The organism is Ruegeria sp. HKCCD7251, assembly GCF_013031165.1.
Classification (GTDB): Bacteria; Pseudomonadota; Alphaproteobacteria; order Rhodobacterales; family Rhodobacteraceae; genus Ruegeria.
Genome location: NZ_WPZC01000002.1, coordinates 489,335 through 514,037 on the forward strand (window position 1 = coordinate 489,335; position 24,703 = coordinate 514,037).

The following is a 24,703-nucleotide window of genomic DNA, read 5'->3' on the forward strand; positions in this document are numbered from 1 at the left end:
AAAAGTAATCAGTATTGAAACGACTGGAGGATTGAGATGACGGAATTACCGACCGCCGCGCAGATGAGGGCCATTGAACAGGCAGCAATTGAGTCTGGTGAAGTCACCGGGCTGGAGTTGATGGAGCGCGCCGGGCAGGGTGTTGTCGAGGCAATTTTCGAGGAATGGCCGGAGTTGGACAGGCGAGGGGCCAGCCCCTCGCGCTCCCCGGGATATTTGGGGCCAGATGAAGGGGATCCGCTGCGCGCTGTGGTGCTGTGCGGGCCGGGAAATAACGGCGGTGACGGGTTTGTCGTGGCGCGGCTGTTGCATGGGCTGGGGTGGCAGGTTGACGTGTTTTTGTATGGGGACGCCGAGAAGCTGCCGCCGGATGCAAAGAAGAATTTTGCAAATTGGTCAGCCTCCAACGTCGTTCATGATTGGGATGATGAAGAAATCGAGGACATTTTGGATGAGCAAGAGCATGACCTAGTTGTCGATGCGTTGTTTGGGACAGGAATAACCAGATCAATGCCGGATGATACATATCGAACATGGAATGGGTTCGTTCCAACGGTCACCGGTACTCATCCACAAGATCGCAGGCCGAAATATGTAGCAGTGGACTGCCCTAGCGGGCTGTGTTGCGATTCCGGAATGAATTTCGGCGCTCTGCCAACGGATTTGACCGTTTCGTTTCACTCTCCAAAACTGGGACTTTTCTTGATGGGAGATGGTCATTATGGAGGAGGACCGGGGCTTTCGGGTAAACTTGTGATTTCCGATATCGGCCTAAAGCCCGCCTATGCCAAGAGTATTGTTCAGTTGGCGCCTGATCCTGCAAGTAGGGGATTCCACGGCAAGTGGACTGGACAGCACAAATACACCCACGGTCACGCCCTTATCCTCTCAGGTGGTCCAGCCAAGACTGGCGCGGCGCGGCTTGCTGCGCGGGGGGCTTTGCGGATTGGGGCGGGGTTGGTGACGCTGGGTGTTCCTCCGGGTGCTCAGATGGAAGTGGCGGCGCAGGTGACGGCGATCATGTTGCTGCGGGTCGAAGGGGCGGACGGATTGTCCGATGTGCTGAGGGATGAACGTCTGAATGCCCTGTGTCTTGGTCCCGGTATAGGGGTTGAGCGAGCGCGGGAATTGGTGCCGGTTGCGCTTGAGGCAAGGCGGGGAACGGTGCTGGATGCCGACGCGCTGACGGCTTTTGCGGATGATCCGGCGGCCTTGTTTACCCTTCTGCATGAAAATTGCGTTTTGACCCCGCATGGGGGAGAGTTCGCGCGGCTGTTCCCGGATATTGCCGAGAAACTGTCAGCCACCCCGACCACAGGCCCGGCCTATTCCAAAGTAGACGCCACCCGCGAAGCCGCCGAAAGGGCGGGATGTGTCGTGTTGTTCAAAGGGCCGGATACAGTCATTGCTGCTCCGGACGGGAGGTGCTCGATCAACGGGGCATTCTATGAGCGCGCGGCGCCCTGGCTGGCGACGGCAGGGTCGGGGGATGTGCTGTCAGGGTTCATCGCAGGGCTTTTGGCGCGGGGATTTGACCCGATGCAGGCAGCGGAATTTGCCGCCCGGTTGCATGTTGAATGCGCGCTGACATTCGGTCCCGGGCTGATTGCAGAGGATTTGTCCGAACAATTGCCTTGCGTTTTTAAAAAAATGAATATGTGATTGTTTCGGCGGTATTTGGCCGAGCGTAATCAATCTCGGCGGCTATTGGCTTACCGAAGCATTGCGGATCAGCAGCGAATGTTTGCAACACGCGTGGCTGGGCGGCACTCTTTAAGCGTAGGGAGGGAATAAACGAAACACCTTTTGAGATTTTAAATAATATAAATATTACAGGCGTTTGGTTGCAGCGGTTGCGCTCGACTTACGCGACTTCATCTGAATGGCTGGATGCTTGTGAAAAATGGGGATTGGTGCGCGATTGGGCAGTGCCGGAAACCGGAATTTTTTCATGGTGAGTGAAATGACCCAGAGAATTGTGCTTAGTTCAGTGGCAACTGTTTTGGCGGCGTCTGCAGCAGCGCCTGCTGTGGCAGAGCTTAAGTATGAAAACAACAGTGGTGGATATGTCGAGTTATACGGGCAATTCCACCCGGTGATTGTCTCTGTTGACGATGGCGAGGAAACGGAAACGCGCCTGCTTGACAACGATCTGTCGAACAGCCGCGTTGGGCTGCGTCTGATGCAACCCTATGGCAGCAACGAGTTTACGTTCTGGTTCGAAACCGGCCTTGGCCTGCCTAGTACAGGTTCGGCCAACCAGGATGGAACCAACAACGATGGTTGGTCACGAGAAGATCTGCGCCACGTGGATTTTGCGCTGCGGGGAAGCTATGGAAAATTCTCGGCAGGACAGGGCAGCATGGCGTCGGACGGCGCTGCCGAAGTTGATCTGTCTTATGTCGGTACGACGCTCTATTCGTTCACAAACGATGAAAACGGGGCGTTCTTCTACAGGCAGCCTGACGGTCTGCTGAGTGCGATCACGGTTGGCGATTCAGCCAGCAACTTCGACGGTGGTCGCAGGGGAAGAATTCGCTATGACACCCCGGATTTCAACGGGTTTTCTGCGGCCATCGCATACGGCCAGAATATCCTGTCCGACAGCGATGATGATGACTATTACGATCTCGCGGTCTCATACGGGAACACCTTTGCCAACGGGGTAGAGTTCGCCGCAAGCATTGCTTACGCGGTACGTGATTTCGATGACAGTTCTGGAGAGCGGAAGGACACGATCGGGTCGGCCTCTGTTCTGTTGCCCAGCGGATTTAGCTTTACGGCGGCCTTGGGTACACGTGATGACACAGCCGCAGGCGCAAGCGACCCCGATTACTGGTATGCCAAGGTTGCCTATGAAGACGACTGGATTTCGTGGGGGCAAACCGGGATCGGCATCGACTATTTCGACGGTTCTGACTTCAATAATGAAGGGTCCAACACCAAGTCCTGGGGGATCGCGGTCGTTCAGCGGATCGACAGCATCAATACCGATGCTTACCTGAAATATCGCAGCCATGATTTCGATGGAACTGTGGATTTTGACAACAACGAAGCCTGGGCCTTGGGTGCGCGCTGGCGCTTCTGATCTGTTGTAAAACGGCCTGAAACGTCCCGGCGCATTTCGGGGCGTTTTTTTGCCCTTTTCGGCGGTAAAACAAGGTTGATCCCGGCTTTGCCTCTTGCACGCGGGCTACAGGACAAATAGAAGGCGTCAAATTTGCCCGGCGCGCCGTTTTGCGCGCCCCGAATCCTATGGGGACTACCATAATGCAGGTTACCGAGACGCTGAACGAAGGTTTGAAACGCGGCTACAACATCGTCGTATCCGCCGCTGAGCTGGATGAAAAGGTCAACGAAAAGCTGACCGAAGCGCAGCCGGAAGTCGAAATGAAAGGCTTCCGTAAAGGTAAGGTGCCGATGGCGCTGCTGAAAAAGCAGTTCGGTCAGCGCCTGCTGGGCGAAGCGATGCAGGAAAGCATCGACGGTGCGATGAACAAGCACTTTGAAGACAGCGGTGAGCGTCCTGCGCTGCAGCCCGAGGTCAAGATGACGAACGAGGACTGGAAAGAAGGCGACGACGTCCATGTCGAGATGTCTTATGAGGCGCTGCCTGCGATCCCCGAAGTTGACCTGAAATCGGTTGAACTGGAAAAGCTGGTCGTCAAAGCCGACGACGCGGCCATCGAAGAAGCACTGAACAATCTGGCCGAAACCGCGCAAGACTTCAAAGCGCGCCGTAAGGGTTCAAAAGCCAAGGATGGCGATCAGGTCGTGATCGACTTTGTCGGCAAAGTGGACGGCGAAGAATTCGAAGGTGGCTCGGCCGAAGATTACCCGCTGGTTCTGGGTTCCAACAGCTTCATCCCCGGTTTTGAAGAGCAACTGGTTGGTGTGAAAGCCGAGGAAGAAAAAGACGTCAACGTCACTTTCCCCGAAGAATACGGTGCCGAGCATCTGGCGGGCAAAGAGGCTGTCTTTACCTGCACTGTGAAAGAAGTGAAAGAGCCTGTAGCAGCCGAAGTAAACGACGAGCTGGCCACTAAGTTCGGTGCCGAAGATCTGGAAGCCCTGAAGGGACAGATCGCCGAGCGTCTGGAAGCTGAATATGCGGGTGCTTCGCGCGCGGTGATGAAACGTGCGCTGCTGGACGTGCTGGACGAGAAGGTTTCGTTCGACCTGCCACCGTCGCTGGTGGAAGCCGAAGCTAAACAGATCGCGCATCAGCTTTGGCATGAGGAAAACCCGGACGTGGAAGGCCACGACCATGGTGAGATCGAGCCTACAGACGAGCACAACAAGCTGGCTGAACGTCGCGTACGTCTGGGCCTGCTGCTGGCGGAGCTGGGCCAGAAAGCCGAGGTTGAGGTGACTGATGCCGAAATGACTCAGGCGATCATGAACCAGGCACGTCAGTACCCGGGTCAGGAACGTCAGTTCTTTGAATTCGTTCAGCAGAACGCCCAGATGCAGCAGCAACTGCGCGCGCCGATCTTCGAAGACAAAGTCATCGACTATATTGTCGAGCTGGCTCAGGTGGCTGACAAAGAAGTCAGCAAAGACGACCTGCAAAAAGCTGTAGAGGCTTTGGAAGAGGAATAAGCCTTTTCCGCCCATCTTGGGTGGGCAAAGAAAAACGCGGAGCCGTCTGGTAATGACGGCTCCGCTTGAGTGGCTTCAGTTGAATGAGGTAAGGGGGTTAGGCCTCATAAGCTAAAGCACGGGGAGTATTCAGCAGAGCTATCTTTTGCTCTGGCGTGAAACTCGCGGACAGCGTTTCAATCAATTGCAGAACGGATTTGACCTCTGCTTTGGTTGTGGCGGCTTTCATCTGTTCCACAAAATATTTTTCCAATTGGGTCAGTGGCTTGCGGTCGAAGTTTGCAGCCTGCTTTGGCTTGATTTTCGTTCCGGCGAACAGATCCAGCGCAGCCTCGTCGCTTAGAAAGACATCATGATTGATACCCGCGTAGTCCCGAATTCCTGAAATCCGCTCTTCGGAGCAATCCATCAACGCCGCCATTGCGACCACTTTGCCCATCGGCTTGGCAGTGCCGACATAGTCGTATGGTGCGTTGCCGGACCGTTGCAGAACCCGGTTCATGACGGGATCAATCACGGCAACAGAGTCCAATACCCCGGCGGCCATCGCATATTCGAAAGAGCCGATCATGACTTCGCTGGTGACATATGAAACGGTGTTCTTGCCACGACCATGCGATAATTTTTTGGTGTCGACGCAAAACCGGGTGGCTTCCCAGACCTGCGCGCTGCGGATCGGAGGTTCACCGTCCAAAATCGAATGAAACACATCGGACAGCATGTGTGGCCCCGTGGTCTGCAACAGCCGCATGCAGCCAACGACATCCCCATCGTCGTTGATGCTGACAACATGTGCAGGGTGCAAATCGTCGAACTGATCGCGTTCGCGCCCGTTTTCAATGTTTACATCCCATCCCAACCGGTCGCCGAATACACGCGCCCGCAATTGGTACATTTCATCAAGGACATCTTTGAATTTATGTTGGTTGATACCATCAATTACGATGATCATATCCATCCCCCTACAGTCTGGTTACCGTGGAGGCAAAATTAACCATGTTCGAATCTTAGGCTATTGGGGGTATCCCGTAGGGTTTTGTGGTTTTGTTAACCTGGAGCTATCAAACCAAGACCAATTGCGCGCCCAATCGCCTGCGGAGTCGTCAAGGCCCCAAGCTTTTCCCGACCAGACCGCATGTGTACTTCAACGGTACGATGCGAAATTGAAAGGATGTCGCCGATGTCCTGCTGAGACTTACCTTCCGCGACCCATTGCAGGATTTCTTTTTCCCGCGTCGACAAGGCGGGCAGGTATAGCGCTTTGGCCAACAGGCCGGATTGCATGACCGTGTCATGGGCTTGCACCGCGGCCAGTTGCAAATCGCCCATGATATGTCTTTTCAGCCTTTCCCACTCGTCATCCGAGCAGTCCCGGGTAACATTTAGCAGCCCACAATCGCCGTAAGGCCCCCGCACCGGCACCGTTAATCCGCGGGACGTAATCCCGAAATCATGCGCGTCGCGAAATACGGTGTGGAATTTTTCGTCGTGATGGAACCGGCTCCAATCCACAGGTGCGATGCTGAGGAGGGATTGATGCAGGGTGGGGTCAAAATGGTGAAAACCTTGGTTACCATAGTGAATCTTCCATTCATCGGGATAGTTCGCGTACCCCTGCACATCCCCCTTGACGGGATTGAACGTGGCGTAAGACGCATAGTCAAAGCCGAGCTCCTGGCAGACGGCATTTAATATGTCGGCGGCCGACTTCTCCTCATGGTCGATCGCGGCCAAGTCTATTAGTTTCACTTGTCCAACCTTTGTGGCGGCAGTTCTTTCCCCAAAGAAAAGCCATATCTGTCCATACTAAATCATACGTTGTGTCACCTATGCCATGAAGGGCAAGCAATTTGTGAGGCTTCGGCAGGTGTGTCGCAGGGAAATAGCTGCAAACAAAGGGCAAACGTGACATTTTGTCGGTGGATTTTTGCTTGTCGCGACGCCGCTATTCTGACCTCAGGCCGGTCTCGACAAGCATCCCGCGCGCTTTCGCCTCGGGGTAATACCCTTTCGCGTACAAAAAGATTGCGCGCTGCTGATCGCCGTCAGACAAAAGCCAAGCGCCTCGCAGGTATTTTCCTGCAAACTCCAGATTGGTATCCGCATCAAGCAAGCCTTTGGGGGTACCGGTATATCCCATTGACCTTGCAGTCGCGGGAAGGATCTGGAGCAAGCCATAATAAGGCCGGTTTACTGCCCATGGGCGGTGGGTGCTTTCCCGGATTGCCAGTTTGTGGACAAGCTCGCGCGGCAATTCATAATGATCGGCCCATTTGTTGATCGAAGCACGCAGTTCGGGCGTTTCGTTGGGGTAAAGCGGCGGATCGAACTGGGCGCGGGTTGGCGTTTCAGGGCCACCGCAAGCGGCTAGGGGGGCGGCAAGCAGCATGGCCAAAACGCTGCGTCGTAGGAGGAGGGGCATAAAAGGTCTCCGGTCATTCTGGGCGTGATGATAGGAATCAATCGTCAGACTGCAAGCGTAGGTGAAAAATCTGGCCGAATTTTGCCCGTAAAACGAGCCGACAAAAAAAGGCCGCACGAACCGTGCAGCCTTTTCATAGGTTAGACTACCAAAATCAGGCTTTGGTTTCGTCTTCTTCCTCAGCCGGAGCTTCTTCGGCCACCAGATCTTCGTCTTCAGACGCAGCGGACCCAATATCATCAAACAGCTCGGCGATCTCGAACTCTGCGGCGGCTTCTTCTTCAGCCGCCAGTTCTTGAATCGATTTGCCCGAAGCCTGCAGTTCGGCTTCTTCTTCCGAGCGGGCGACGTTCATCTTGATCTCAACTTCGACTTCGGGGTGCAGTTTGACTGCAACCGCGTGAAGGCCCAGCTCTTTGATCGGGGCGACCAGAGCGACCTGTTTTTTGTCGACGGTAAAGCCAGCTTCGGTCGCGGCGTCTGCGGCGTCACGCGGGGTGACCGAGCCGTACAGCGCGCCAGCATCCGATGCCGAGCGAATCACGATGAACTGCTGACCGTCCAGCTTTTCAGCCAGCGCTTCAGCTTCTTTCTTGGTTTCCAGGTTGCGTGCTTCAAGCTGTGCTTTCTGGGCTTCGAACGACGCGATGTTGGCGTCCGATGCGCTCAGGGCTTTGCCTTGGGGCAGCAGGAAGTTGCGGGCAAAGCCGGGCTTTACGTCAACGACGTCGCCCATCTGACCCAGTTTCGCAACGCGTTCCAGCAGGATAACTTGCATGTCAGTCTCTCCTTACTTCACGGCGTAGGGCAGCAGGGCGAGGAAGCGGGCGCGCTTGATAGCACGGGCCAGTTCACGCTGCTTTTTGGCCGAAACGGCGGTGATGCGCGAGGGAACGATCTTGCCACGCTCAGAGATGTAGCGCTGCAGCAGACGGGTGTCTTTATAGTCGATCTTCGGCGCATTCTCACCCGAGAACGGGCAGACCTTGCGGCGGCGGAAAAATGGTTTTGCGGCCATGGTTTATGTCCTTTCGTCAGGCGTTGATCAGCGGCGCTCGCGGCGGCCTTCGCGCTCATCGCGCTTCTGCATCTGGACCGAAGGGCCCTCGGCATGCTCGTCGACCTTGATGGTCAGAACGCGCATAACATCGTCGTGCAGTTGCATCAGGCGCTCCATCTCGTCTTTCGCAGCCACAGGCGCGTCAGTCTTGAGGAAGGCGTAATGGCCTTTGCGGTTTTTGTTGATCTTGTAAGCCATCGTCTTGACGCCCCAGTACTCGCTGTCGACGACGCTGCCGCCGTTGTCAGCCAGAACGGTGCCGAAATGTTCGACAAGGCTTTCTGCCTGCGCGTTGGACAGATCCTGACGCGCGATCACTACATGCTCATACAGTGGCATGTGCACTCCTGTTTATATCAAGGCGCACTTCAAAGGCGGGGCCATTCAACCCTTCGCGACCCTGCCACGAGAGGCTGCGCGATTCATACGATTAGCGAAGGATGGCCCCGTATACACGTTTATGGCCGGGGGGCAAGTCCCGTCACATATGCCTTGGTGAAGTCCTGCTATTTCCTTTGGGTTGCCCAATTCCTGACGCTTTTCAATTCGAAATTGAATGGCATACCGGGACAAAAACCGGACCACACACCGGACCCAAGTCGGCAACCTGAAAACAGGGTGAGAAAAATGACCGCGATTAATACGAATACGTTTGAACAGTCCGCGAGCAACGCGGCTTTTGAAAAATCAGTTCCAGTCCTCATCACTTTCGCCCCCAACTGGAAGGTGCGGATGGTTCTGGCCCGCGTTGTAGGCGCCTTTCTGATTGTAATGTCCTTTTCGATGTGGCTGGCACCGGGCTCGGTCATGGCTGCGGAAGTATGGCCAATCAAACTGGTTGCATCGCTTGCTTTCTTGATCGTTGGGGTCAGTCTGCTGACAATTCAGGTTCTGGATGCGCGGCCTGATGCCTATTTCGACCCGATCCGCCGCGAGGTTCGGGTGTTGCAAAAGAACGAAAATGGACGCCCTCAGACCGTACTGCGTCGTAGCTATGACACACTGGGTGGTGCCAAATTTTCCGACGATCAGGTTGAGCTTTTCGATGTCGATGGCAGCCTGCTGATGAAGTTGCCGCTACAGTCGGCGGATGTCAGCCGAGCGCTCAAGGGTCAATTGAGCGGAAGTGTAACAATCTTCGCGTGATTTCCACTCTGTTCAAAAAGGAACAGATGTTGTGAGAGAATAAGACTTGTGTGCCGCCCTAGGGCGGCACATTTTCGTTATCGAGCAACCCAACAGGTTTGCATCCATAACATTGCGGAGATTGTCATGAAATCCACACTTCTTGCTGCTGCACTGGCCGTATCAGCGACTTCGGTGTTTGCGAGCGCTGAAAAATACGTTCTGGACCCCAGCCACAGCCAAGTCATCTTCAGCTATAACCACCTTGGCTTTTCGACCACTTACGGCATGTTCTCGGGTTTTGAAGGCGAGATCATGTTTGATCAGGAAAACCCGGCAGCTTCGAGCGTGACCGTGTCCATGCCTGTTGTTGAGATGTTCACAGGTTGGAAGCCGCGCGAAGATCACTTCATGACCGAGGATTTCTTTGGCGCAGTTGAAGGTGATCTGGTGACATTCACCTCGACTGGTATCGAGGTCACTGGCGAGAATACTGCGAATATCACAGGTGACCTGACCATGAATGGCGTGACCAAGTCGGTTGTACTGGACGCCAAGCTCAATCAGGTTGGCGAACACCCGATGGCTGGCAAGCCTTGGGCGGGTTTCGACGCAACAACGACACTTGTGCGCAGCGAGTTCGACCTTGGCCAATTCGCGCCTTTCGTTGGTGATGAGGTTGAGGTGCGCATTTCCGTCGAGGCCCAGAAAGCCGACTAAGGCAATCTCAGATATCGAATGCGAAACCGCCGGAGCCATAAGCTCCGGCGGTTTTTATCATTCGCCGCGTGTCGCGGTCAGGTCCACCGAGACAACAACAGCAAAGCCCAAGGAATCTTCGGTGGGCTGTGATGTGCCGATGTCGAAATCCATACGGTTCAGCTCTAATTGCCCGTTGACGGTTGCGCGATCGCCTTCAAGGTCCAGCGTGAATGGCAGAATGACATCTACGGATTTGTCACGGATTGACAGGGGCCCTCGTGCCTCATACCCGGTTTCGGTTTTGTACAGGTCTGCTTTGAACTGGGCTGTTGGAAACTGCGCGCTGTCAAAGAAATCCGCGGCCATGGCCTGACCGCTGACAGTGCCAAGGCTGAGCGATGGGATAGCAATCGTCACCTCGGCTGACCCGGCTAGCCCGGGCTGTTCCGGCTCATCAAACGCGATGGCGGCGGTCCATTCCTCGAATTGACCTGTCACGGGGCTGCCCAATTGTGCGATCGTTATGGCTAGGGTGCCCTCTTGAACTTGCCAGTCGGATTGTACCTCGGCCAGTTCGGTGGTGTCGGTGTCGGCGTGGGAATGATGGTCGAATGCACCGATGCTCCATCCGCTGATCAGAACTGCGCCCCAGACAGCCAGTGCTGTAAAAGCCGGAATGGCCGAGTGATGTTGCGCAGGTGGTTCAGGTGCCTTTGCGTTGCCCGGCAGCATTCGCCGAAGGGTGCTGTCCTTGTCGACGACATGGTGCTTGAGTGCCCCGGCAATGTGCAGGACCAGAGATCCCGCAAGTGTCCAGACGAACAGCCAATGCAGACTGGCTGTGAGCTCTGCCAGATGCGCGGATTTTGGAACGAATGGCAAGTTTTGCCCGAACGGCCACAGGATCGGCGCAAAACCTTCCGCCGCTGCGTGATGCACCCAACCGGTCAGAGGGACCAGAACCAATGACCCATAGAGAAGCCAATGAACGGTCTCGGCGGCGAAGGCTTCGGGTTTGTTATCGGCGTTCAAGAGGCCGGGCTTGGTTTGTGAGAAAGCCCAAAGGATACGGGCGAGCGCGACGAAGAAAACCGTGATGCCCAAAGTCTTGTGCATTGAAAACAGACGAGCAGCCCGCGCGATGTCGTCCTCGGTGGTTGGGACCGTCGGATCATAAATGGCATGGGCAATGTCGTTTGCGATCCAGCCCAGCGGTAGGGCGGTCAAAATCAACAGGGCGGTCAGCCAATGAAAGGTCTTTGTGACGCTGCCATAACTGGAGAAGGTATTCGTCGCGGACATCTGATGCTCCGGAGGTAGTATCAATTAGATCAACCTATCGCCATACAGTCAGGACACAATAGCGGGCCGCGCACAGCTATGGTGCCAAGGCGCAGACCCAAGGCAGTGCTTGTGCCGCGCGGTCACACGGTTTACACCCCGCCGCAACCTAACGTCATCCAAGAGGTTGCAATGACACGCGCATTTGTTTTCCCCGGGCAGGGCGCCCAGACCATCGGAATGGGCAAGGCTCTGGCCGAGGCGTATCCCACCGCGCAGGCGGTATTCGACGAGGTCGATGAGGCATTGGGCGAAAAGCTGAGCAGCCTGATCTGGGAAGGCGATATCGCTGAACTGACTCTGACCCAGAATGCACAGCCCGCATTGATGGCCACGTCGATCGCAGCGATGCGCGCATTGGAGGCTGAGGGCGTTTCCATCACGGATGCCGCATTTGTGGCGGGTCATTCGTTGGGCGAGTATTCGGCTCTGGCAGCGGCTGGTGCGTTGTCTGTTTCGGATACGGCGCGCCTGTTGCGCACCCGGGGACAAGCGATGCAAAGCGCTGTTCCAGTGGGCGAGGGCGCAATGGCCGCGATCCTTGGGCTGGATTTGGATGCCGTCCGCGCTGTGGCCGACGAAGCCGCGCAGGGTGAGGTTTGTCAGGCTGCAAACGACAACGATCCGACGCAGGTTGTGGTTTCGGGCGCGAAGGCCGCTGTGGAACGCGCTGCTGAAATTGCCAAGGAAAAAGGTGCCAAGCGTGCCGTGATGTTGCCGGTGAGCGCGCCTTTCCACTGCGCGTTGATGCAGCCTGCGGCGGATGTGATGGCTGAAGCTCTGGCCGGGGTTGAAATCAAGGCGCCTGCCGTGCCGGTGATTGCGAATGTGCGGGCCGAGGCCGTTAGTGACCCGGATCTGATCCGCCAGTTGCTGGTCGAACAGGTCACAGGCTCGGTCCGTTGGCGCGAAAGCGTTCAGTACATGGCCGCGCAGGGCGTGACCGAAACGTGGGAGATTGGGGCAGGCAAAGCCTTGTCGGGTATGATCCGCAAAATCGACAGCGCGATCGCGGGTAAAGCTGTTGGCACGCCGGATGACGTGCAGAATGTGACCCAGGCCGAATCGTAAGACACAGCGCATCGCTGGATGCGTATGAAAAGGATAATCGAATGTTTGATTTGACAGGTAAGAACGCACTGATCACCGGTGCCTCGGGCGGGATTGGCGGTGAGATCGCGCGCGTTTTGCATTCTGCGGGCGCGACTGTTGCGCTGTCGGGTACTCGGGTTGAGCCGTTGGAAGCCCTTGCTGGCGAACTGGGTGGTCGCGCCCATGTGCTGCCCTGTAATCTGAGTGACCCCGAGGCTGTGGCAGCCCTGCCGAAGCAGGCGGCCGATGCAATGGGGTCGGTCGATATTCTGGTCAACAACGCAGGTATTACCCGCGACAACCTGTTTATGCGTATGTCGGACGAGGAATGGCAGAGTGTGATCGACGTCAACATGACCTCGACCGCGAAGCTGTGCAAAGGCGTGCTGCGTGGCATGATGAAGGCGCGTTGGGGCCGGATCATCAACATCTCGTCTGTTGTGGGGGCCACGGGCAACCCCGGTCAGGCGAACTATGCCGCGTCCAAGGCGGGAATGGTTGGTATGACCAAGTCTCTGGCCTATGAGGTTGCCAGCCGCGGGATTACAGCGAACGCTGTGGCACCGGGGTTCATCACGACCGCAATGACCGACAAGCTGACAGACGACCAGAAGGCGGGAATTCTGGGACAGGTTCCTGCAGGTCGCATGGGGGATGCCTCGGAAATTGCGGCGGCGGTTCTGTATCTTGCCAGCCCCGAAGCTGGATATGTTACCGGAACCACCTTGCATGTTAACGGCGGTATGGCCATGTTGTGAGCGCGGATCGGGGCAGGTGCGAAAGCGTTTGCCTCGAGCGTTGTCTGTGCTATAGGCGGCGCATAAATGCAAGGGTCGGCCACATGGTCGGCCTTCTACTTTCCCGGTAATCGGGGACCTTAACCGCCCGGATCGGGCAAATCAAAGCCAGCCTGAGCGGGCAAGGGCAGAACCGGGCACTACGCCCTGAAACGGAATGAGGAATAGACATGAGCGACGTCGCAGATCGCGTTAAAAAGATCGTTGTTGAGCACCTGGGTGTCGAAGAAGACAAAGTAGCGGAAAACGCTTCTTTCATCGACGATCTGGGCGCGGACAGCCTGGACACTGTTGAACTGGTCATGGCCTTCGAAGAAGAGTTCGGCATCGAAATCCCCGATGACGCAGCCGAGACCATCCAGACCTTTGGCGACGCCGTCAAGTTCATCTCTGAAGCGTCCTAAGACCTTCGAATTCAGTAAAAAGCGGCGCTTCCGGGCAACGGAGGCGCCGTTTTTTGTGCCCCAGCGGAATTCTTGCTTGTCAGCCGTGATATTCCTACGCAACCATTTGGGCGAGGCATAAATATCTGAGCGGGCAGGGCATGATACGATCCACCCCGATGATCAACACGGCACGTCTGACGCTTTGCGGCATGCGGCCCGAGGATTTTAACCGGTTCGCCGAAATCTGGCGCAACCCCTGTGTCGTGCGCCATATCGGCGGCACGCCTCGATCCCGTGGCGAAGCGTGGGATTCGTTCCTTAGAAACGCAGGGCACTGGCAAATGGCCGGATTTGGCCAGTGGGCGGTCATTCAACAATCGAATCGTCAGATGATCGGGCAGGCGGGGTTTTTCTATGGAAATCGTGTCTTGGGCGACGACTTTGACAGTTTTCCTGAGGCTGGATGGGTTCTGGCACCCGAAGCGCAGGGTCGGGGTTTGGGCTTGGAGGCGGCGCAGGCCGCGCATGATTGGTTTGATCGAATTATGCCTGGGCCATTGGTTGCATTGGTGAATTCTTCGAATTCGTCTTCTCAGAAGCTGGCGGAAAAGCTGGGGTACGAGTTGATAAGAGAAAGCGAGTTCCAAGGTTCACCCGTTCATCTTTTGCGTCGAAACGGACCTCCTATGCGCCACTGAAACGCAAGGTGCGATGCCGCAAATTGCCCGTAGTTTGCCGAAACTGGAAGAACGCGGCCGCTGCTCTCTGACTATGATATTCTGGATTTCCAGATTGATTGGGCGGAGGAGCAAGCTCATGAGGATTTACCCCACGATGGAACTGCAGGGCGGCCGGTGCGTTACGCTGGACAAGGGCCGCTTGGACGAGGCGATGATTTGGCATGTGAATCCTTCAGAAACGGCGCATGGCTGGGCCACCGCCGGAGCTGAGTGGATGCACCTGACGGATTTCGACGCAATCGAAGGGCGCGACACGAACTCGGAACTGGTCGAAGAGATTATCCGTTCGGCAGAGATTCCCGTGCAGTTGGCGGGTGGCATGCGGACCCGCGAGCAAGTTGAATATTGGATCGACAAGGGCGCCGGGCGGATCGTGATCGGTACCTTGGCGGCCTGGGACCCCAATCTGGTCAAAGAGCTTGCCAAGCTGCATCCGGACCAGATCGTTTTGGCCGTGGACGTCTGGCAGGGTCAGGTCATGACCGAGGGCTGGCGCAGTCAGAGCGCCTTTACCCCCGAGGCATTTATTGAGGCATTCGCCGACACGCCTTTCGCCGCCATTCTCGTGACTGATATCGACAGCGATATGGAAGACGTTGAGGCGCAGTTGGGTTTGATCTCGGGTCTGGCCGAAAAGTCTCGTACGCCTATCATCGCAAGCGGCGTTGTGCGTACTGCGGATGACATTTCTCGTTTGGCCTACATCCCCAATATCTCGGGTGCACTTGTCGGTCGGGCGTTGTTCCGCAAGACAATTGACTTGTCAGAAGCCCTGAGCGTCGCAAGCGCGGCTCATGAGCCCGTGGCGGAATTTCAGTAAGATAAGTCCGAATCCTCTGTCCGCCTCCTCATCTATTTTGAGGGGGCGGATTATTTTTTAGGCTTGGGGTTACCGCTTTCGGCATTTCTTTGCCTTTCGCAGCGTCAGGTGTTCAACGCAGAATTTGCTGTTGCTCTTGCCCCCGCACCCCGGCACGGGGTATGAGCGTTTCTTAAACACGAAGCAGGCAAGAGGCACTTCATGCGCAGAGTCGTTGTAACCGGTCTGGGATTGGTCACTCCGTTGGCCAGCGGGGTCGAGGAAACCTGGTCACGGCTGTTGGATGGAGAATCCGGCGCGGGACCAATCACGCTGTTCGACGCCGAGGCAAGTGGGGTCACGACGACCTATGCCTGCGAAGTCCCCCGCGGCGATGGAACAAACGGGACGTTCAACCCCGATGAATGGATGTCGCCAAAAGAGCAGCGTAAGGTTGAAGACTTCATTCTATATTCGATCGCGGCTGCTGAAATGGCCTGCAAGGACGCGGATTGGCTTCCCGAAGATGAAGAGGCACGCCTCCGTACCGGTGTTCTGATCGGTTCGGGGATTGGTGGTCTGGGATCCATTGCGGAAACGGCGAACTTGATCCGTGACAAGGGGCCACGCAGGGTGTCCCCGTTCTTTATTCCCGGCGCGTTGATCAACCTGGCCTCGGGTCAGGTTTCCATCCGCCACGGTTTCAAGGGGCCGAACCATTCGGTGGTGACTGCATGTTCGACAGGCGCCCACGCAATCGGCGACGCAAGCCGGATTATCCGTGCAGGAGACGCCGATGTCATGGTCGCAGGTGGCGGCGAAGGCTGCATTTGCGAGATCGGCATCGCGGGTTTCAATGCCTGCAAGGCGCTATCGACCAAATATGCAGATAACCCCAAAGCCGCGAGCCGTCCTTACGATGTTGATCGTGACGGGTTTGTCATGGGTGAGGGGTCCGGTATCGTCATTCTGGAAGAATACGAGCACGCCAAGGCGCGTGGCGCGAAGATTTATGCCGAAGTGTTGGGATACGGCATGTCCGGCGACGCCTACCATATCACCGCCCCCAGCGAGGATGGTGATGGTGCAGAGCGTTCAATGCAGGCCGCGCTGCGCAGTGCCGGGCTGGAGCCAAAGGATCTGGACTATATTAACGCGCACGGCACGTCGACCATGGCGGACACAATTGAGCTGGGCGCAGTTGAACGTTTGCTAGGCGAACACGCCGCAAACGCGACCATGTCCTCGACCAAATCCGCCACAGGCCACCTGCTTGGGGCTGCTGGCGCGATTGAGGCGATCTTTTCTATCCTGGCAATCCGGGATCAGGTGGCCCCGCCGACGATCAATCTGGACAATCCCGCTGTTGAAACACCTATCGACTTGGCTCCGAACGCCAAGCGAGAGCGTGAGATCAACGTGGCACTGTCCAACTCGTTCGGGTTTGGTGGCACGAATGCCAGCGTGATCTTCGGAAAGGCCAGCTAAATGTGGCGCGCTCTGGCGTCCAATATGCTGACCATTCTGGTGGTCGGCCTGTTCTTGTCGGGCGGACTTATCCTTTGGGGGCAGTCGCGTTACAAAAACGAAGGCCCACTGGAAACCGCGATCTGCCTTCAGGTCGAGCGCGGGTCCAACATGACCGAAGTCAGTCAGAAACTGGAGGATCAGGGCGCGATCAGTAGCGCGATGATCTTTCGTATGGCGGCAGATTACACGGACAAAGCCCCGCAGTTGAAAGCGGGTAGTTTCCTGGTGCGCGAAGGTTCGTCGATGGAGCAGATCATCGACGAAATCACGCGTAGCGGTGCCAGTACCTGCGGGTCCGAAATTGAGTACCGCATTGGTGTGACGCGTATCCAGACTCGGGTGCGTGAGCTGAATCCTGCAACGCTCGATTTTGATGAGATTGCGTCATTCGATGTCGCCGAAGAGGAGGCACCCGCGGCCTATACCGAGAAACGCAATGACGCTGATACGCGCTATCGGGTTTCGGTGGCCGAAGGCGTTACCGCGTGGCAGGTGGTCGAAGGGCTGAAGCAGATTGATGCGCTGACCGGGGAAGTTACCGAAATTCCTGCAGAGGGAATGTTGGCACCCGACAGTTATGATGTGGTACGCGGCGCTGACAGGAACGCCGTTCTGCAGGGTATGCAGGACAGGCAGCAGTTGCGCGTCAACGCGGTCTGGGAAAAGCGACAGGATGATCTGCCAATCAGCAGCCCGGAAGAAATGCTAATTCTCGCGTCGATCATCGAAAAGGAAACAGGCGTTCCGCATGAGCGTGGACAGGTGGCCAGTGTTTTCGTGAACCGTCTTGAGCGTGGCATGAAGTTGCAGACAGACCCGACCGTCATTTACGGCGTAACGAAAGGTCAAGGGACCTTGGGTCGCGGCTTACGTCGGAGCGAACTTCGCCGCGCAACGCCTTGGAATACGTATGTAATTGACGGTTTGCCGCCAACTCCGATTGCAAGTCCAGGTCTAGCAAGCCTGGAAGCCGCCGTAGCCCCGGAAGACACGAACTATGTGTTCTTTGTTGCGGACGGTACAGGCGGGCATGCTTTTGCGGAAACGTTGGACGAGCATAACCGTAATGTCGCCAAATGGCGTGAGATAGAAGCCGAACGCCAAAGTTCAGGAAACTAAAAAAGGTGCCGCGTGTTGCGGCACCTTTTTCAATTCATGCGGCCGGTTTTCTTTTCTGCCGCCGACGCTGGTTTGACCTGGGCTTGGCCGACGCGTTGGCTGCCTGTGGCTTTGGCCCACGACGGCGGAACCCGCCACGTTTGCGCGGTTTTTTGGGCTCTGCAAACTCGGGCATTGTGCCGCTGGCGACGGGGATTTCGATCTTCATCAGCTTTTGAATCTGCTTCAACTGATCCAGTTCATCCGGCGCACAGAATGCAATAGCTTCACCTTCGCGACCTGCGCGAGCGGTGCGGCCGATCCGGTGCACATAGTTGTCGGGCACCTCGGGAAGATCGTAGTTAATTACATATGCCACGCCGGGAATGTCGATGCCGCGCGCGGCCACGTCAGTTGCCACAAGCACGTTGATCTCACCCGCGCGAAACGCCTTGATTGCACGGTCGCGTTGGCCTTGGCTTTTGTTGCCGTGAATGGAGGCCGCGTTAAAGCCGTCAGCGACGAGGTCTTTCATCAATCGCTCTGCGCCATGCTTGGTGCGCGCAAATACCAATGTCAGAGCATCGGCGTCTTCAGACAGAATCTTGCGCAGCTTGGCGGGCTTTTCAGTCCGGCTCAGGAAGTGGATCGACTGTGTGATCTTGTCAGCCGCCTTCCCCGGAGGAGAGACCTGAATGCGCTGTGGGTTCGTTAGATAGGTCTGGCTGATTTCTTCCATCTGCTTGGGCATCGTGGCGGAAAACAACATGGTTTGACGCGGTGTGCCAAGTTCGGGCGCGATACGGCGCAAGGCGTGAATGAACCCCATGTCCAGCATCTGGTCAGCCTCGTCCAACACCAGATGGCGGACCGAGCTGAGATCAACAGCGCCGCGTTCCATCAAATCAATCAGGCGACCGGGTGTTGCGACAAGGATATCGGTTCCGCGTGCAAGGAAGGCAATCTGCTTGCCGATGGACTGACCACCCACAACGGTTGCGACGCGGATTTTTGTTTTTTTTGTCAGGGTTCGCAGGCTTTCCGCGATCTGATTGACCAGCTCACGCGTCGGCGCAAGGATCAACGCCTTGGCTGTCTTGGGGGCAGGTTTGCCGGGTTGCGCCAGCAGGTGATCAATCAGCGGCAACCCAAAGGCCAGAGTTTTTCCGGTGCCGGTTTGCGCCAGCCCCATAATGTCGTGACCCTGCAGCGCCATCGGAATGGCCTGATTCTGGATCGGTGTGGGTTGCGTAAAGTTTGCGCATTTCAGCGCGTCATTCAGGGCCGGGGCAAGGCCCAGCATGTCAAAGTCGAACAAGTAATCATCCTTTTCAATCCGTGGCCGCCTATCAGCCACGAACAAATACATCGACACGTGCGCACCGCACGAGCCTACAGGGTTTCGCGAAGCCTCGGGACGCACAGGCGAGCCCTGTGCCGTCCGGCCATCGCAACAAGAACCCTGCGTGAAGGGGAACTGGAGAGGTTTGGGCGCTGTGAGGTCGAATACGACCATCTATGCTCACGCGGCAGCGCTGTGTTTCGGGGCACATGCGTGTTTGGCGAGGGAATGTCAAGTTTGCCGTTGTGTAATAAGCGAGTTTCCCAATCGGTGTGCTTGTTATCAAGGATATGGCGGGTCGTGACCCAGAGGTGGAAGGTCTTGAGAAATAGTTGATCTACAGGTCGGTTCCTGTTGCGTAAGTGTTGCGTAACTATTTGACTTTACGAACTTATTATCTTAGCCTTGGCGTTATGCTAGAAGAGGTGGGTATCGGCCGCGGGTAAGCCGGTGGCCGATTTTTGCTTCTCTCGTGCGGAGAAAACTCACGCATGAGGTCACAGGCACACATGACTTTGATTACCCCGGAAGATCGGATTACCCAGACGGCTGACTTGTTGCAGTCGCTTGAGCGATCCATTCGCGATCTGCGCGAAGCAGCGGAAGAACTGCGCAGGCAGATCGGTGCCGGGGAGGATGCAGACTTTGCCGGAGCAGGCAAGCAACTGGGTCAGTTAGAGGGGCTGATCCGAAGTTGCCAGAAAGTGGAGATAAGCTTTGTCGAACAACATCACAGACAAGCCGGAATTGCCCAAGGGGGCTATGCGCTCGACCTTCAGCGCGCTCGATTTGAAATCGGGTGCAGGCTGGCTCGCCTCCGCCGATGCTGCGGTGAGGGACAGATTTCTGAGTGAGATCGGGGAGGGGGGGCTGTGTGCCCTCCCTTTCCTGTTCGAGTTTTGGGCGCTGCCGCATCAATTGCCGCCCGAGGGGGACTGGCGGTCGTGGGTGATCATGGGAGGACGCGGGGCAGGTAAGACGCGCGCAGGGTCCGAGTGGGTGCGTGCGATGGTCGAAGGGTCTAAGCCGCTGGACAGGGGAGAGGCCAGTCGGGTGGCGTTGGTGGGCGAGACATTTGATCAGGTGCGCGACGTGATGATTTTTGGCGATAGCGGGATTTTGCAATGCTCGCCCCCGGATCGTCGACCTGTTTGGAAGGCATCGGAACGCAAGCTGATCTGGCCCAACGGAGCCGAGGCGCAGGCGTTTTCGGCGCATGATCCCGAAGGGCTGCGCGGCCCGCAATTCGATGCCGCGTGGGTAGACGAACTGGCCAAGTGGAAAAAGGCCGAAGAGACCTGGGATATGTTGCAGTTTGCCTTGCGTCTGGGTGAGCGGCCGCGGGTCTGCGTGACGACCACGCCGCGCAATGTGAAGGTTTTGAAGGATTTGCTGGCCTCTCCGTCCACCGTGCAGACCCACGCGCCGACCGAGGCGAACCGGGCCAACCTAGCGGACTCGTTTCTGGCCGAGGTACGCGCGCGCTATGCTGGTACGCGGCTGGCGCGGCAGGAATTAGATGGGGTTTTGCTGTCGGATGCTGAGGGCGCGTTGTGGACAGGCTCGATGCTGGATGCGGCTCGGGTAGATAAAGTGCCCGGTTTGGATCGTATCGTAGTGGCACTGGACCCTGCGGTGACAGCGGGGGCGCATGCGGATGCCTGTGGTATCGTAGTGGTCGGCGCGCAACTACAGGGGCCGCTTGAGGAATGGTGCGCCTATGTGCTGGCCGACCGCACTGTGTAGGGCGTTGGTCCTGCGGGCTGGGCGCAGGCGGCGATTGACGCGATGGATGAGTTCGGGGCCGAACGGCTGGTGGCCGAGGTCAATCAGGGCGGGCAATTGGTGGAAGAGGTCGTCCGGCAGGTGGACCCTCTGGTCCCGTTCCGCGCTGTGCGGGCCTCACGCGGCAAGGTGGCGCGGGCCGAGCCTGTGGCGGCGCTTTATGAGCAGGGGCGGGTGGGCCATGTGGCCGGGCTGGACGCGCTGGAGGAGCAGATGTGCCAGATGACCGCGCGTGGATTCGAAGGTCAGGGCTCGCCCGACCGGGTCGACGCGTTAGTCTGGGCGCTGCATGAGTTGGTTGTTGGGCCTGCGGGGTTGTATCGACGGCCTAGGGTGCGGAGTTTGTGAGTGCTCCACATGGCTCTAATGGATACCAAGCACTTGCGAAAGGGTCGCTATATTGCGGCTTATGACATGCCAATTCACCAATGGCGTCTTCCCTTTGTGTGTCTTGATGCTACAACTGCGAACTCGGGATGCTGTCCCGAGAAAGCTTGACCTGACACATCCCCGTAGAAATTCGTAACTTCGAGCCCTGCTGCTGAAAGCTCTGTCGACAAGCTCTGGGGGCTGAAATATTGCAACCAGTTATAGACCGTTTCCGGTTCGCTCTTTTCAGGAAAGATGCTGTATTTGTCCAGCACAACGGAATCAGCGTCGTATTTGAAGGTGTTGAGAAAGCAGTAGTAATCTTCCTTGTGCCAGAAGTGGTTCAACTGGTTTTTCTCATAAGTTCTAGATTCTTCACGCTGATCGAATGCTGCCATCGAATATACATCCAATAGGATAGATCCGCCGTCCTTTAGCAGAGTGCTGAACTTCGACAGGAGCCGGGACCGCTGTTCGGGTCCAAGAGCGCAAAAATCGCACATGATCATCGTGATCAGATCAAAGCGACCGGGCGTTTCAAAATCGAGGTAATTGATTTCAACATAGTCGACATTTTGCTTGGCGAGCTCAGCCTGTCGTCGGGCATATTGAATAGAATTTTTTGAGAAGTCTAAACCTGTAACTTGCGCACCGGATTTTGCGAAGCGAGACGTATACAAACCTGGGCCACACCCGAAATCGCATACCGATTTACCCATTCCGATTTCAAAGTGGTCTATAATCCAGTCACAAGATCGTTCAATGAAGTCGGCTCTTCTAGACGATAAATTGATGGCCTCATTCATGTGAAACTCCAGCATCTGTTTGGATCGGTACTCGTCAGCCCAAAGCGCACTGGCGGTGTAGGAACTGAATACGCCAGGTTTCGAATTGATTTCATCTAGAAGGACGAACATGTTGTCGCCTTTTCTTTGTTCTCTTTCCATCTCAGCGTCCTTCAGCTTAGTCTGAAAACTTGCGACCCTTTTGGGATGGTCATTCGCATCAAACCTTGAATGCAACAGAATTTCTTTTTGCGTGGATTGCGCAGCGTAGGAACGTGTTTGAGCGTTGCCTACCCGCGAGAATCGGAGTGACCAAAATCGCTTTCGGATGCTTCATTGGTGCAAGCCAAAAAGTTGTGAGGCGTCGATGAAGTGTTGCTTTATTCCGAATATTTGGCACGATGCGCCTGAAGATAATGGTTTTGCGCCGCCTCACAAGCTCGTTTGAATATAGTGTTTTTGTTAAGTAAACTGCAGAAAGTCGTAGTGCTAGTTGCAATAGCGTTGATCATGCCTGCCATCATGATTTTCGTCGGAGTTCCGCAGGGGCACAGCGAAATCTATAATTTTGCGTGGTTCACCCAATATTCTCAACAGTTTGACCAAGGAAACTGGCTGCCCAGACACTTACCTGAAATGTGGGCTGGGCTTGGAGGGCACGACTTCTTTTTTTATGCGCCATTGCCCTTTTGGCCCATCTCAGTCGCCACCTCTGCCATTTGTTCAGAGTGTGCTTTGGTAACTCAAATTGCTGTTGGTATGGTGTTCATACTAATTTTGAGTTCGCTCACCTTTTTCGTTTTTGCGAGATGTTTTTTTGGAAAATGGCCTTCGGCCGTGGGAGCTGTGGCCTATTCGCTATTGCCCTATCACCTCTTGGGAGACTGGTTCATAAGGCAAGCCGTCGGAGAGTTCACAGCTTTTTTGTTTATTCCTGTAGTTGCGCTTGGCGTAGAGAAACTAAGAAGAAATGAGGGGTTTGGTTGGGTTCTGGCCTTAGGGGTAGCCGGAACTTCGCTTAGCCATTTACCGACTGCGGTATTGGCAGTTCCTGTTTTTGGAACAATTGTTCTGCTGATATCCTTCTCTAGAGCTGCAACAGTCACCTCAACGAGAAAATTTCTAACGAATGTAATTTTTTGGTCAGCATTGGGACTGCTACTTTCCTGCTTCTATTGGCTGCCATCGATAGTGCTTTTGGATTCGGTTTCATCTGCGATTTTATTCAAACCGTATTTCAGCCCCGAAAATTGGCTTTTAGGTTGGGGAAGAGAAACCCCAAGTGGGCAAGACACCAAATACGTTGTTTTCGTATTTTTCTTTTATTTGCCCTTGGTCCTTGCTTCACATGCTATAACGCGGGGCGTTCTACGAACCTGGACCTTTGCGCCTATCATATTGGTTTTGGCGCTCAATACGTCGTTGGCGGAACTGTTTTGGCAGATTGAATTGTTTTCCAAAGTTCAGTTCCCATGGCGTTTGCTCGTCTTTTCGGACCTCGCGGTCGCTTTGAGCATTTCGGCCATTGCCGCTCATTTTTCTCAAAACACAAAGGCACATCTTGGTGCTTTGATAGCGATGGTTGCGTTGAACTTAGTTCTGTTGTTGGCCATAAAGAACAAAAATAGTCAAAACTCGATAGGTCTGGATGCTGAGGCGGAACTGGTTTCCTGGAACGGAGCCCGTGAATATCTAAGTCCTGAGCTGCGTTCTGCGCTTGAAAGCCGGTTGGAAGTAAACAGCCTAGAGTTGATAGACTTTGACGTTCTTGTTCAAGAAATATCGGTCTTTGCCAAGGAAGTGCAGGACGTAGAAAACGGGCCACTGGAAATTGTTAGTTCGTCGAGACACTTGCGAGTGAAGCCGAGGCAAAATGATTACAGAGTAGTATTGCCTATACAATACTGGAGCTTGTGGAGGGCCGAGACTGAGAATGGCATTGCGCTTGAAATTGAGTCTAATCCGGAATTTGGGACACTGGATATCTTGGCAGCCGAAAATGGTTTCGATGATGGAGAAATATTCGTCTACCTTCCTCTTCATATCAGTGAGAAGATCGGATCTTTCGTTTCGGCTATTTCCTGCATCCTTCTTTTAATTGTAAGTTTTTTTGGTCGTAAGCGGCGAGTTCTTAAGGTCAAAAAAGCGGGCTAGCAGATACAAGTTCTTATACAAGTATTCTTTCGCACTGTTGCCCATCCTCAGTACGCCCGATTCCCAAGCCTTAAACTTCTTTCCTGCATAACTCCTTTCAACAAGCCGGGCAGAGCGGCGGTAGAAAGGAATGCAAAAATAACCAAGTAAACGGCTCACCCGGATGCGCAGCTAACGCACTTGGTGGCCGCATGATCCAAGTTCAGGCGACCAATTGGGATCTCTTCACCGCAGTCTTCGCAGAATCCGTATTCTCCCTCGTCGATCCTAAGCAATGCCGCCTTTAATCTGTTCATTTCGACGTCCCTGTTGGCTTGCTGAGCCTTGGCCATTGCCTGGTTCTGCAACGCGTCCATCCTGCTAAGGCGCCCTATGGCTTGTTGGTCCAGTTCAACAATGGCTTGCGCCTTCTTTCCTGCTTCCGAGTTGTCAGCAAGTTCCGCTAAACGACTGCGTATTCGGGCCTCGAATTCGGCCATCAAAGAAGCATTCATTTTCGTTATCCTGCTGATCACGGGTTTGCGTTTGGCGTTTTTGCCTCTAAATGGCATTCTAGGCGCAGCAAAGGATCAAA

The 24,703-nt window shown here is 55.5% G+C and carries 24 protein-coding genes and 1 pseudogene; 15 read left to right on the forward strand and 10 right to left on the reverse strand.

Annotated elements, in window-relative coordinates:
- Positions 1-36: 36 nt before the first annotated feature.
- The 3 genes from GOX75_RS08575 (at position 37) to tig (ending at position 4,602) form a co-directional block, all read left to right on the forward strand.
- On the forward strand, positions 37-1,662 hold the full coding sequence (locus tag GOX75_RS08575) for an NAD(P)H-hydrate dehydratase (RefSeq protein WP_171122161.1): 1,626 nt from the start codon (positions 37-39) through the stop codon (positions 1,660-1,662).
- A gap of 301 nt (positions 1,663-1,963) precedes the next feature.
- Positions 1,964-3,088, forward strand: a complete 1,125-nt coding sequence (locus GOX75_RS08580) for a porin (RefSeq protein ID WP_171122162.1) — start codon at positions 1,964-1,966, stop codon at positions 3,086-3,088.
- A gap of 182 nt (positions 3,089-3,270) precedes the next feature.
- Positions 3,271-4,602 (forward strand): trigger factor, encoded by a 1,332-nt coding sequence (gene tig, locus GOX75_RS08585; protein WP_171122163.1) that lies wholly within the window; start codon positions 3,271-3,273, stop codon positions 4,600-4,602.
- Positions 4,603-4,699: 97 nt separating this feature from the next.
- Here tig and GOX75_RS08590 read toward each other — a convergent pair whose 3' ends face one another.
- The 6 genes from GOX75_RS08590 to rpsF all read right to left on the reverse strand — a co-directional run bounded on the left by GOX75_RS08590 (position 4,700) and on the right by rpsF (position 8,423).
- The gene (locus tag GOX75_RS08590; RefSeq protein ID WP_171122164.1) at positions 4,700-5,554 is read right to left on the reverse strand and encodes an acyl-homoserine-lactone synthase; all 855 of its coding nucleotides are present in this window, start codon (positions 5,552-5,554) and stop codon (positions 4,700-4,702) included.
- 95 nt (positions 5,555-5,649) lie between these two features.
- Positions 5,650-6,351 (reverse strand): LuxR family transcriptional regulator, encoded by a 702-nt coding sequence (locus GOX75_RS08595; RefSeq protein WP_171122165.1) that lies wholly within the window; start codon positions 6,349-6,351, stop codon positions 5,650-5,652.
- A 196-nt stretch (positions 6,352-6,547) separates the two neighbouring features.
- On the reverse strand, positions 6,548-7,024 hold the full coding sequence (locus GOX75_RS08600) for a lytic transglycosylase domain-containing protein (RefSeq protein ID WP_171122166.1): 477 nt from the start codon (positions 7,022-7,024) through the stop codon (positions 6,548-6,550).
- A 154-nt stretch (positions 7,025-7,178) separates the two neighbouring features.
- Positions 7,179-7,802 carry a 50S ribosomal protein L9 gene (gene rplI, locus GOX75_RS08605; protein ID WP_171122167.1) on the reverse strand — a complete coding sequence of 208 codons (624 nt, stop codon included), beginning with the start codon at positions 7,800-7,802 and terminating at the stop codon, positions 7,179-7,181.
- A 12-nt stretch (positions 7,803-7,814) separates the two neighbouring features.
- The gene (gene rpsR / locus GOX75_RS08610; protein ID WP_005608650.1) at positions 7,815-8,042 is read right to left on the reverse strand and encodes a 30S ribosomal protein S18; all 228 of its coding nucleotides are present in this window, start codon (positions 8,040-8,042) and stop codon (positions 7,815-7,817) included.
- Positions 8,043-8,069: 27 nt separating this feature from the next.
- Positions 8,070-8,423 (reverse strand): 30S ribosomal protein S6, encoded by a 354-nt coding sequence (gene rpsF / locus GOX75_RS08615; protein WP_171122168.1) that lies wholly within the window; start codon positions 8,421-8,423, stop codon positions 8,070-8,072.
- A gap of 288 nt (positions 8,424-8,711) precedes the next feature.
- On the opposite strand from rpsF, the gene GOX75_RS08620 reads away from it, so the two are divergent.
- On the forward strand, positions 8,712-9,230 hold the full coding sequence (locus tag GOX75_RS08620; protein WP_171122169.1) for a hypothetical protein: 519 nt from the start codon (positions 8,712-8,714) through the stop codon (positions 9,228-9,230).
- A 126-nt stretch (positions 9,231-9,356) separates the two neighbouring features.
- On the forward strand, positions 9,357-9,929 hold the full coding sequence (locus tag GOX75_RS08625; RefSeq protein ID WP_171122170.1) for a YceI family protein: 573 nt from the start codon (positions 9,357-9,359) through the stop codon (positions 9,927-9,929).
- Positions 9,930-9,986: 57 nt separating this feature from the next.
- On the opposite strand, the gene GOX75_RS08630 is transcribed toward GOX75_RS08625, so the two are convergent.
- On the reverse strand, positions 9,987-11,213 hold the full coding sequence (locus tag GOX75_RS08630; protein WP_171122171.1) for a cytochrome b/b6 domain-containing protein: 1,227 nt from the start codon (positions 11,211-11,213) through the stop codon (positions 9,987-9,989).
- 171 nt (positions 11,214-11,384) lie between these two features.
- Here GOX75_RS08630 and fabD point away from each other — a divergent pair, with 171 nt between their 5' ends.
- The 7 genes from fabD to mltG all read left to right on the forward strand — a co-directional run bounded on the left by fabD (position 11,385) and on the right by mltG (position 17,715).
- The gene (gene fabD / locus GOX75_RS08635) at positions 11,385-12,323 is read left to right on the forward strand and encodes an ACP S-malonyltransferase (protein ID WP_171122172.1); all 939 of its coding nucleotides are present in this window, start codon (positions 11,385-11,387) and stop codon (positions 12,321-12,323) included.
- 41 nt (positions 12,324-12,364) lie between these two features.
- Positions 12,365-13,102 carry a 3-oxoacyl-[acyl-carrier-protein] reductase gene (fabG, locus tag GOX75_RS08640; RefSeq protein ID WP_171122173.1) on the forward strand — a complete coding sequence of 246 codons (738 nt, stop codon included), beginning with the start codon at positions 12,365-12,367 and terminating at the stop codon, positions 13,100-13,102.
- Between the two features lie 209 nt (positions 13,103-13,311).
- Positions 13,312-13,545 (forward strand): acyl carrier protein, encoded by a 234-nt coding sequence (locus GOX75_RS08645; RefSeq protein ID WP_008756330.1) that lies wholly within the window; start codon positions 13,312-13,314, stop codon positions 13,543-13,545.
- A 140-nt stretch (positions 13,546-13,685) separates the two neighbouring features.
- Positions 13,686-14,225, forward strand: coding sequence for a GNAT family N-acetyltransferase (locus GOX75_RS08650; RefSeq protein ID WP_171122174.1), 540 nt, complete (start codon positions 13,686-13,688; stop codon positions 14,223-14,225).
- A gap of 118 nt (positions 14,226-14,343) precedes the next feature.
- On the forward strand, positions 14,344-15,087 hold the full coding sequence (locus tag GOX75_RS08655; protein ID WP_171122175.1) for a HisA/HisF-related TIM barrel protein: 744 nt from the start codon (positions 14,344-14,346) through the stop codon (positions 15,085-15,087).
- Between the two features lie 201 nt (positions 15,088-15,288).
- Entirely contained in the window at positions 15,289-16,554 is a 1,266-nt protein-coding gene (gene fabF, locus GOX75_RS08660; RefSeq protein WP_171122176.1) for a beta-ketoacyl-ACP synthase II, read from the forward strand.
- On the forward strand, positions 16,555-17,715 hold the full coding sequence (mltG, locus tag GOX75_RS08665; RefSeq protein ID WP_171122177.1) for an endolytic transglycosylase MltG: 1,161 nt from the start codon (positions 16,555-16,557) through the stop codon (positions 17,713-17,715).
- Positions 17,716-17,749: 34 nt separating this feature from the next.
- On the opposite strand, the gene GOX75_RS08670 is transcribed toward mltG, so the two are convergent.
- Positions 17,750-19,012 carry a DEAD/DEAH box helicase gene (locus GOX75_RS08670; protein WP_171122178.1) on the reverse strand — a complete coding sequence of 421 codons (1,263 nt, stop codon included), beginning with the start codon at positions 19,010-19,012 and terminating at the stop codon, positions 17,750-17,752.
- A gap of 515 nt (positions 19,013-19,527) precedes the next feature.
- Between GOX75_RS08670 and GOX75_RS08675 the strand changes: the two genes are divergently transcribed.
- Positions 19,528-19,890 carry a hypothetical protein gene (locus GOX75_RS08675; RefSeq protein WP_254428708.1) on the forward strand — a complete coding sequence of 121 codons (363 nt, stop codon included), beginning with the start codon at positions 19,528-19,530 and terminating at the stop codon, positions 19,888-19,890.
- Positions 19,891-19,942: 52 nt separating this feature from the next.
- Positions 19,943-21,169 (forward strand): annotated as a pseudogene (locus tag GOX75_RS08680) (DNA-packaging protein).
- Between the two features lie 74 nt (positions 21,170-21,243).
- On the opposite strand, the gene GOX75_RS08685 reads toward GOX75_RS08680, so the two are convergent.
- Complete coding sequence (locus tag GOX75_RS08685) at positions 21,244-22,137, reverse strand: class I SAM-dependent methyltransferase (protein WP_217354423.1); 894 nt, start codon at positions 22,135-22,137, stop codon at positions 21,244-21,246.
- Positions 22,138-22,485: 348 nt separating this feature from the next.
- Between GOX75_RS08685 and GOX75_RS08690 the strand changes: the two genes are divergently transcribed.
- Positions 22,486-24,129 (forward strand): hypothetical protein, encoded by a 1,644-nt coding sequence (locus GOX75_RS08690; RefSeq protein ID WP_171122179.1) that lies wholly within the window; start codon positions 22,486-22,488, stop codon positions 24,127-24,129.
- A 155-nt stretch (positions 24,130-24,284) separates the two neighbouring features.
- Here GOX75_RS08690 and GOX75_RS08695 read toward each other — a convergent pair whose 3' ends face one another.
- Positions 24,285-24,623 carry a TraR/DksA C4-type zinc finger protein gene (locus GOX75_RS08695; RefSeq protein WP_171122180.1) on the reverse strand — a complete coding sequence of 113 codons (339 nt, stop codon included), beginning with the start codon at positions 24,621-24,623 and terminating at the stop codon, positions 24,285-24,287.
- Positions 24,624-24,703: the final 80 nt, after the last annotated feature.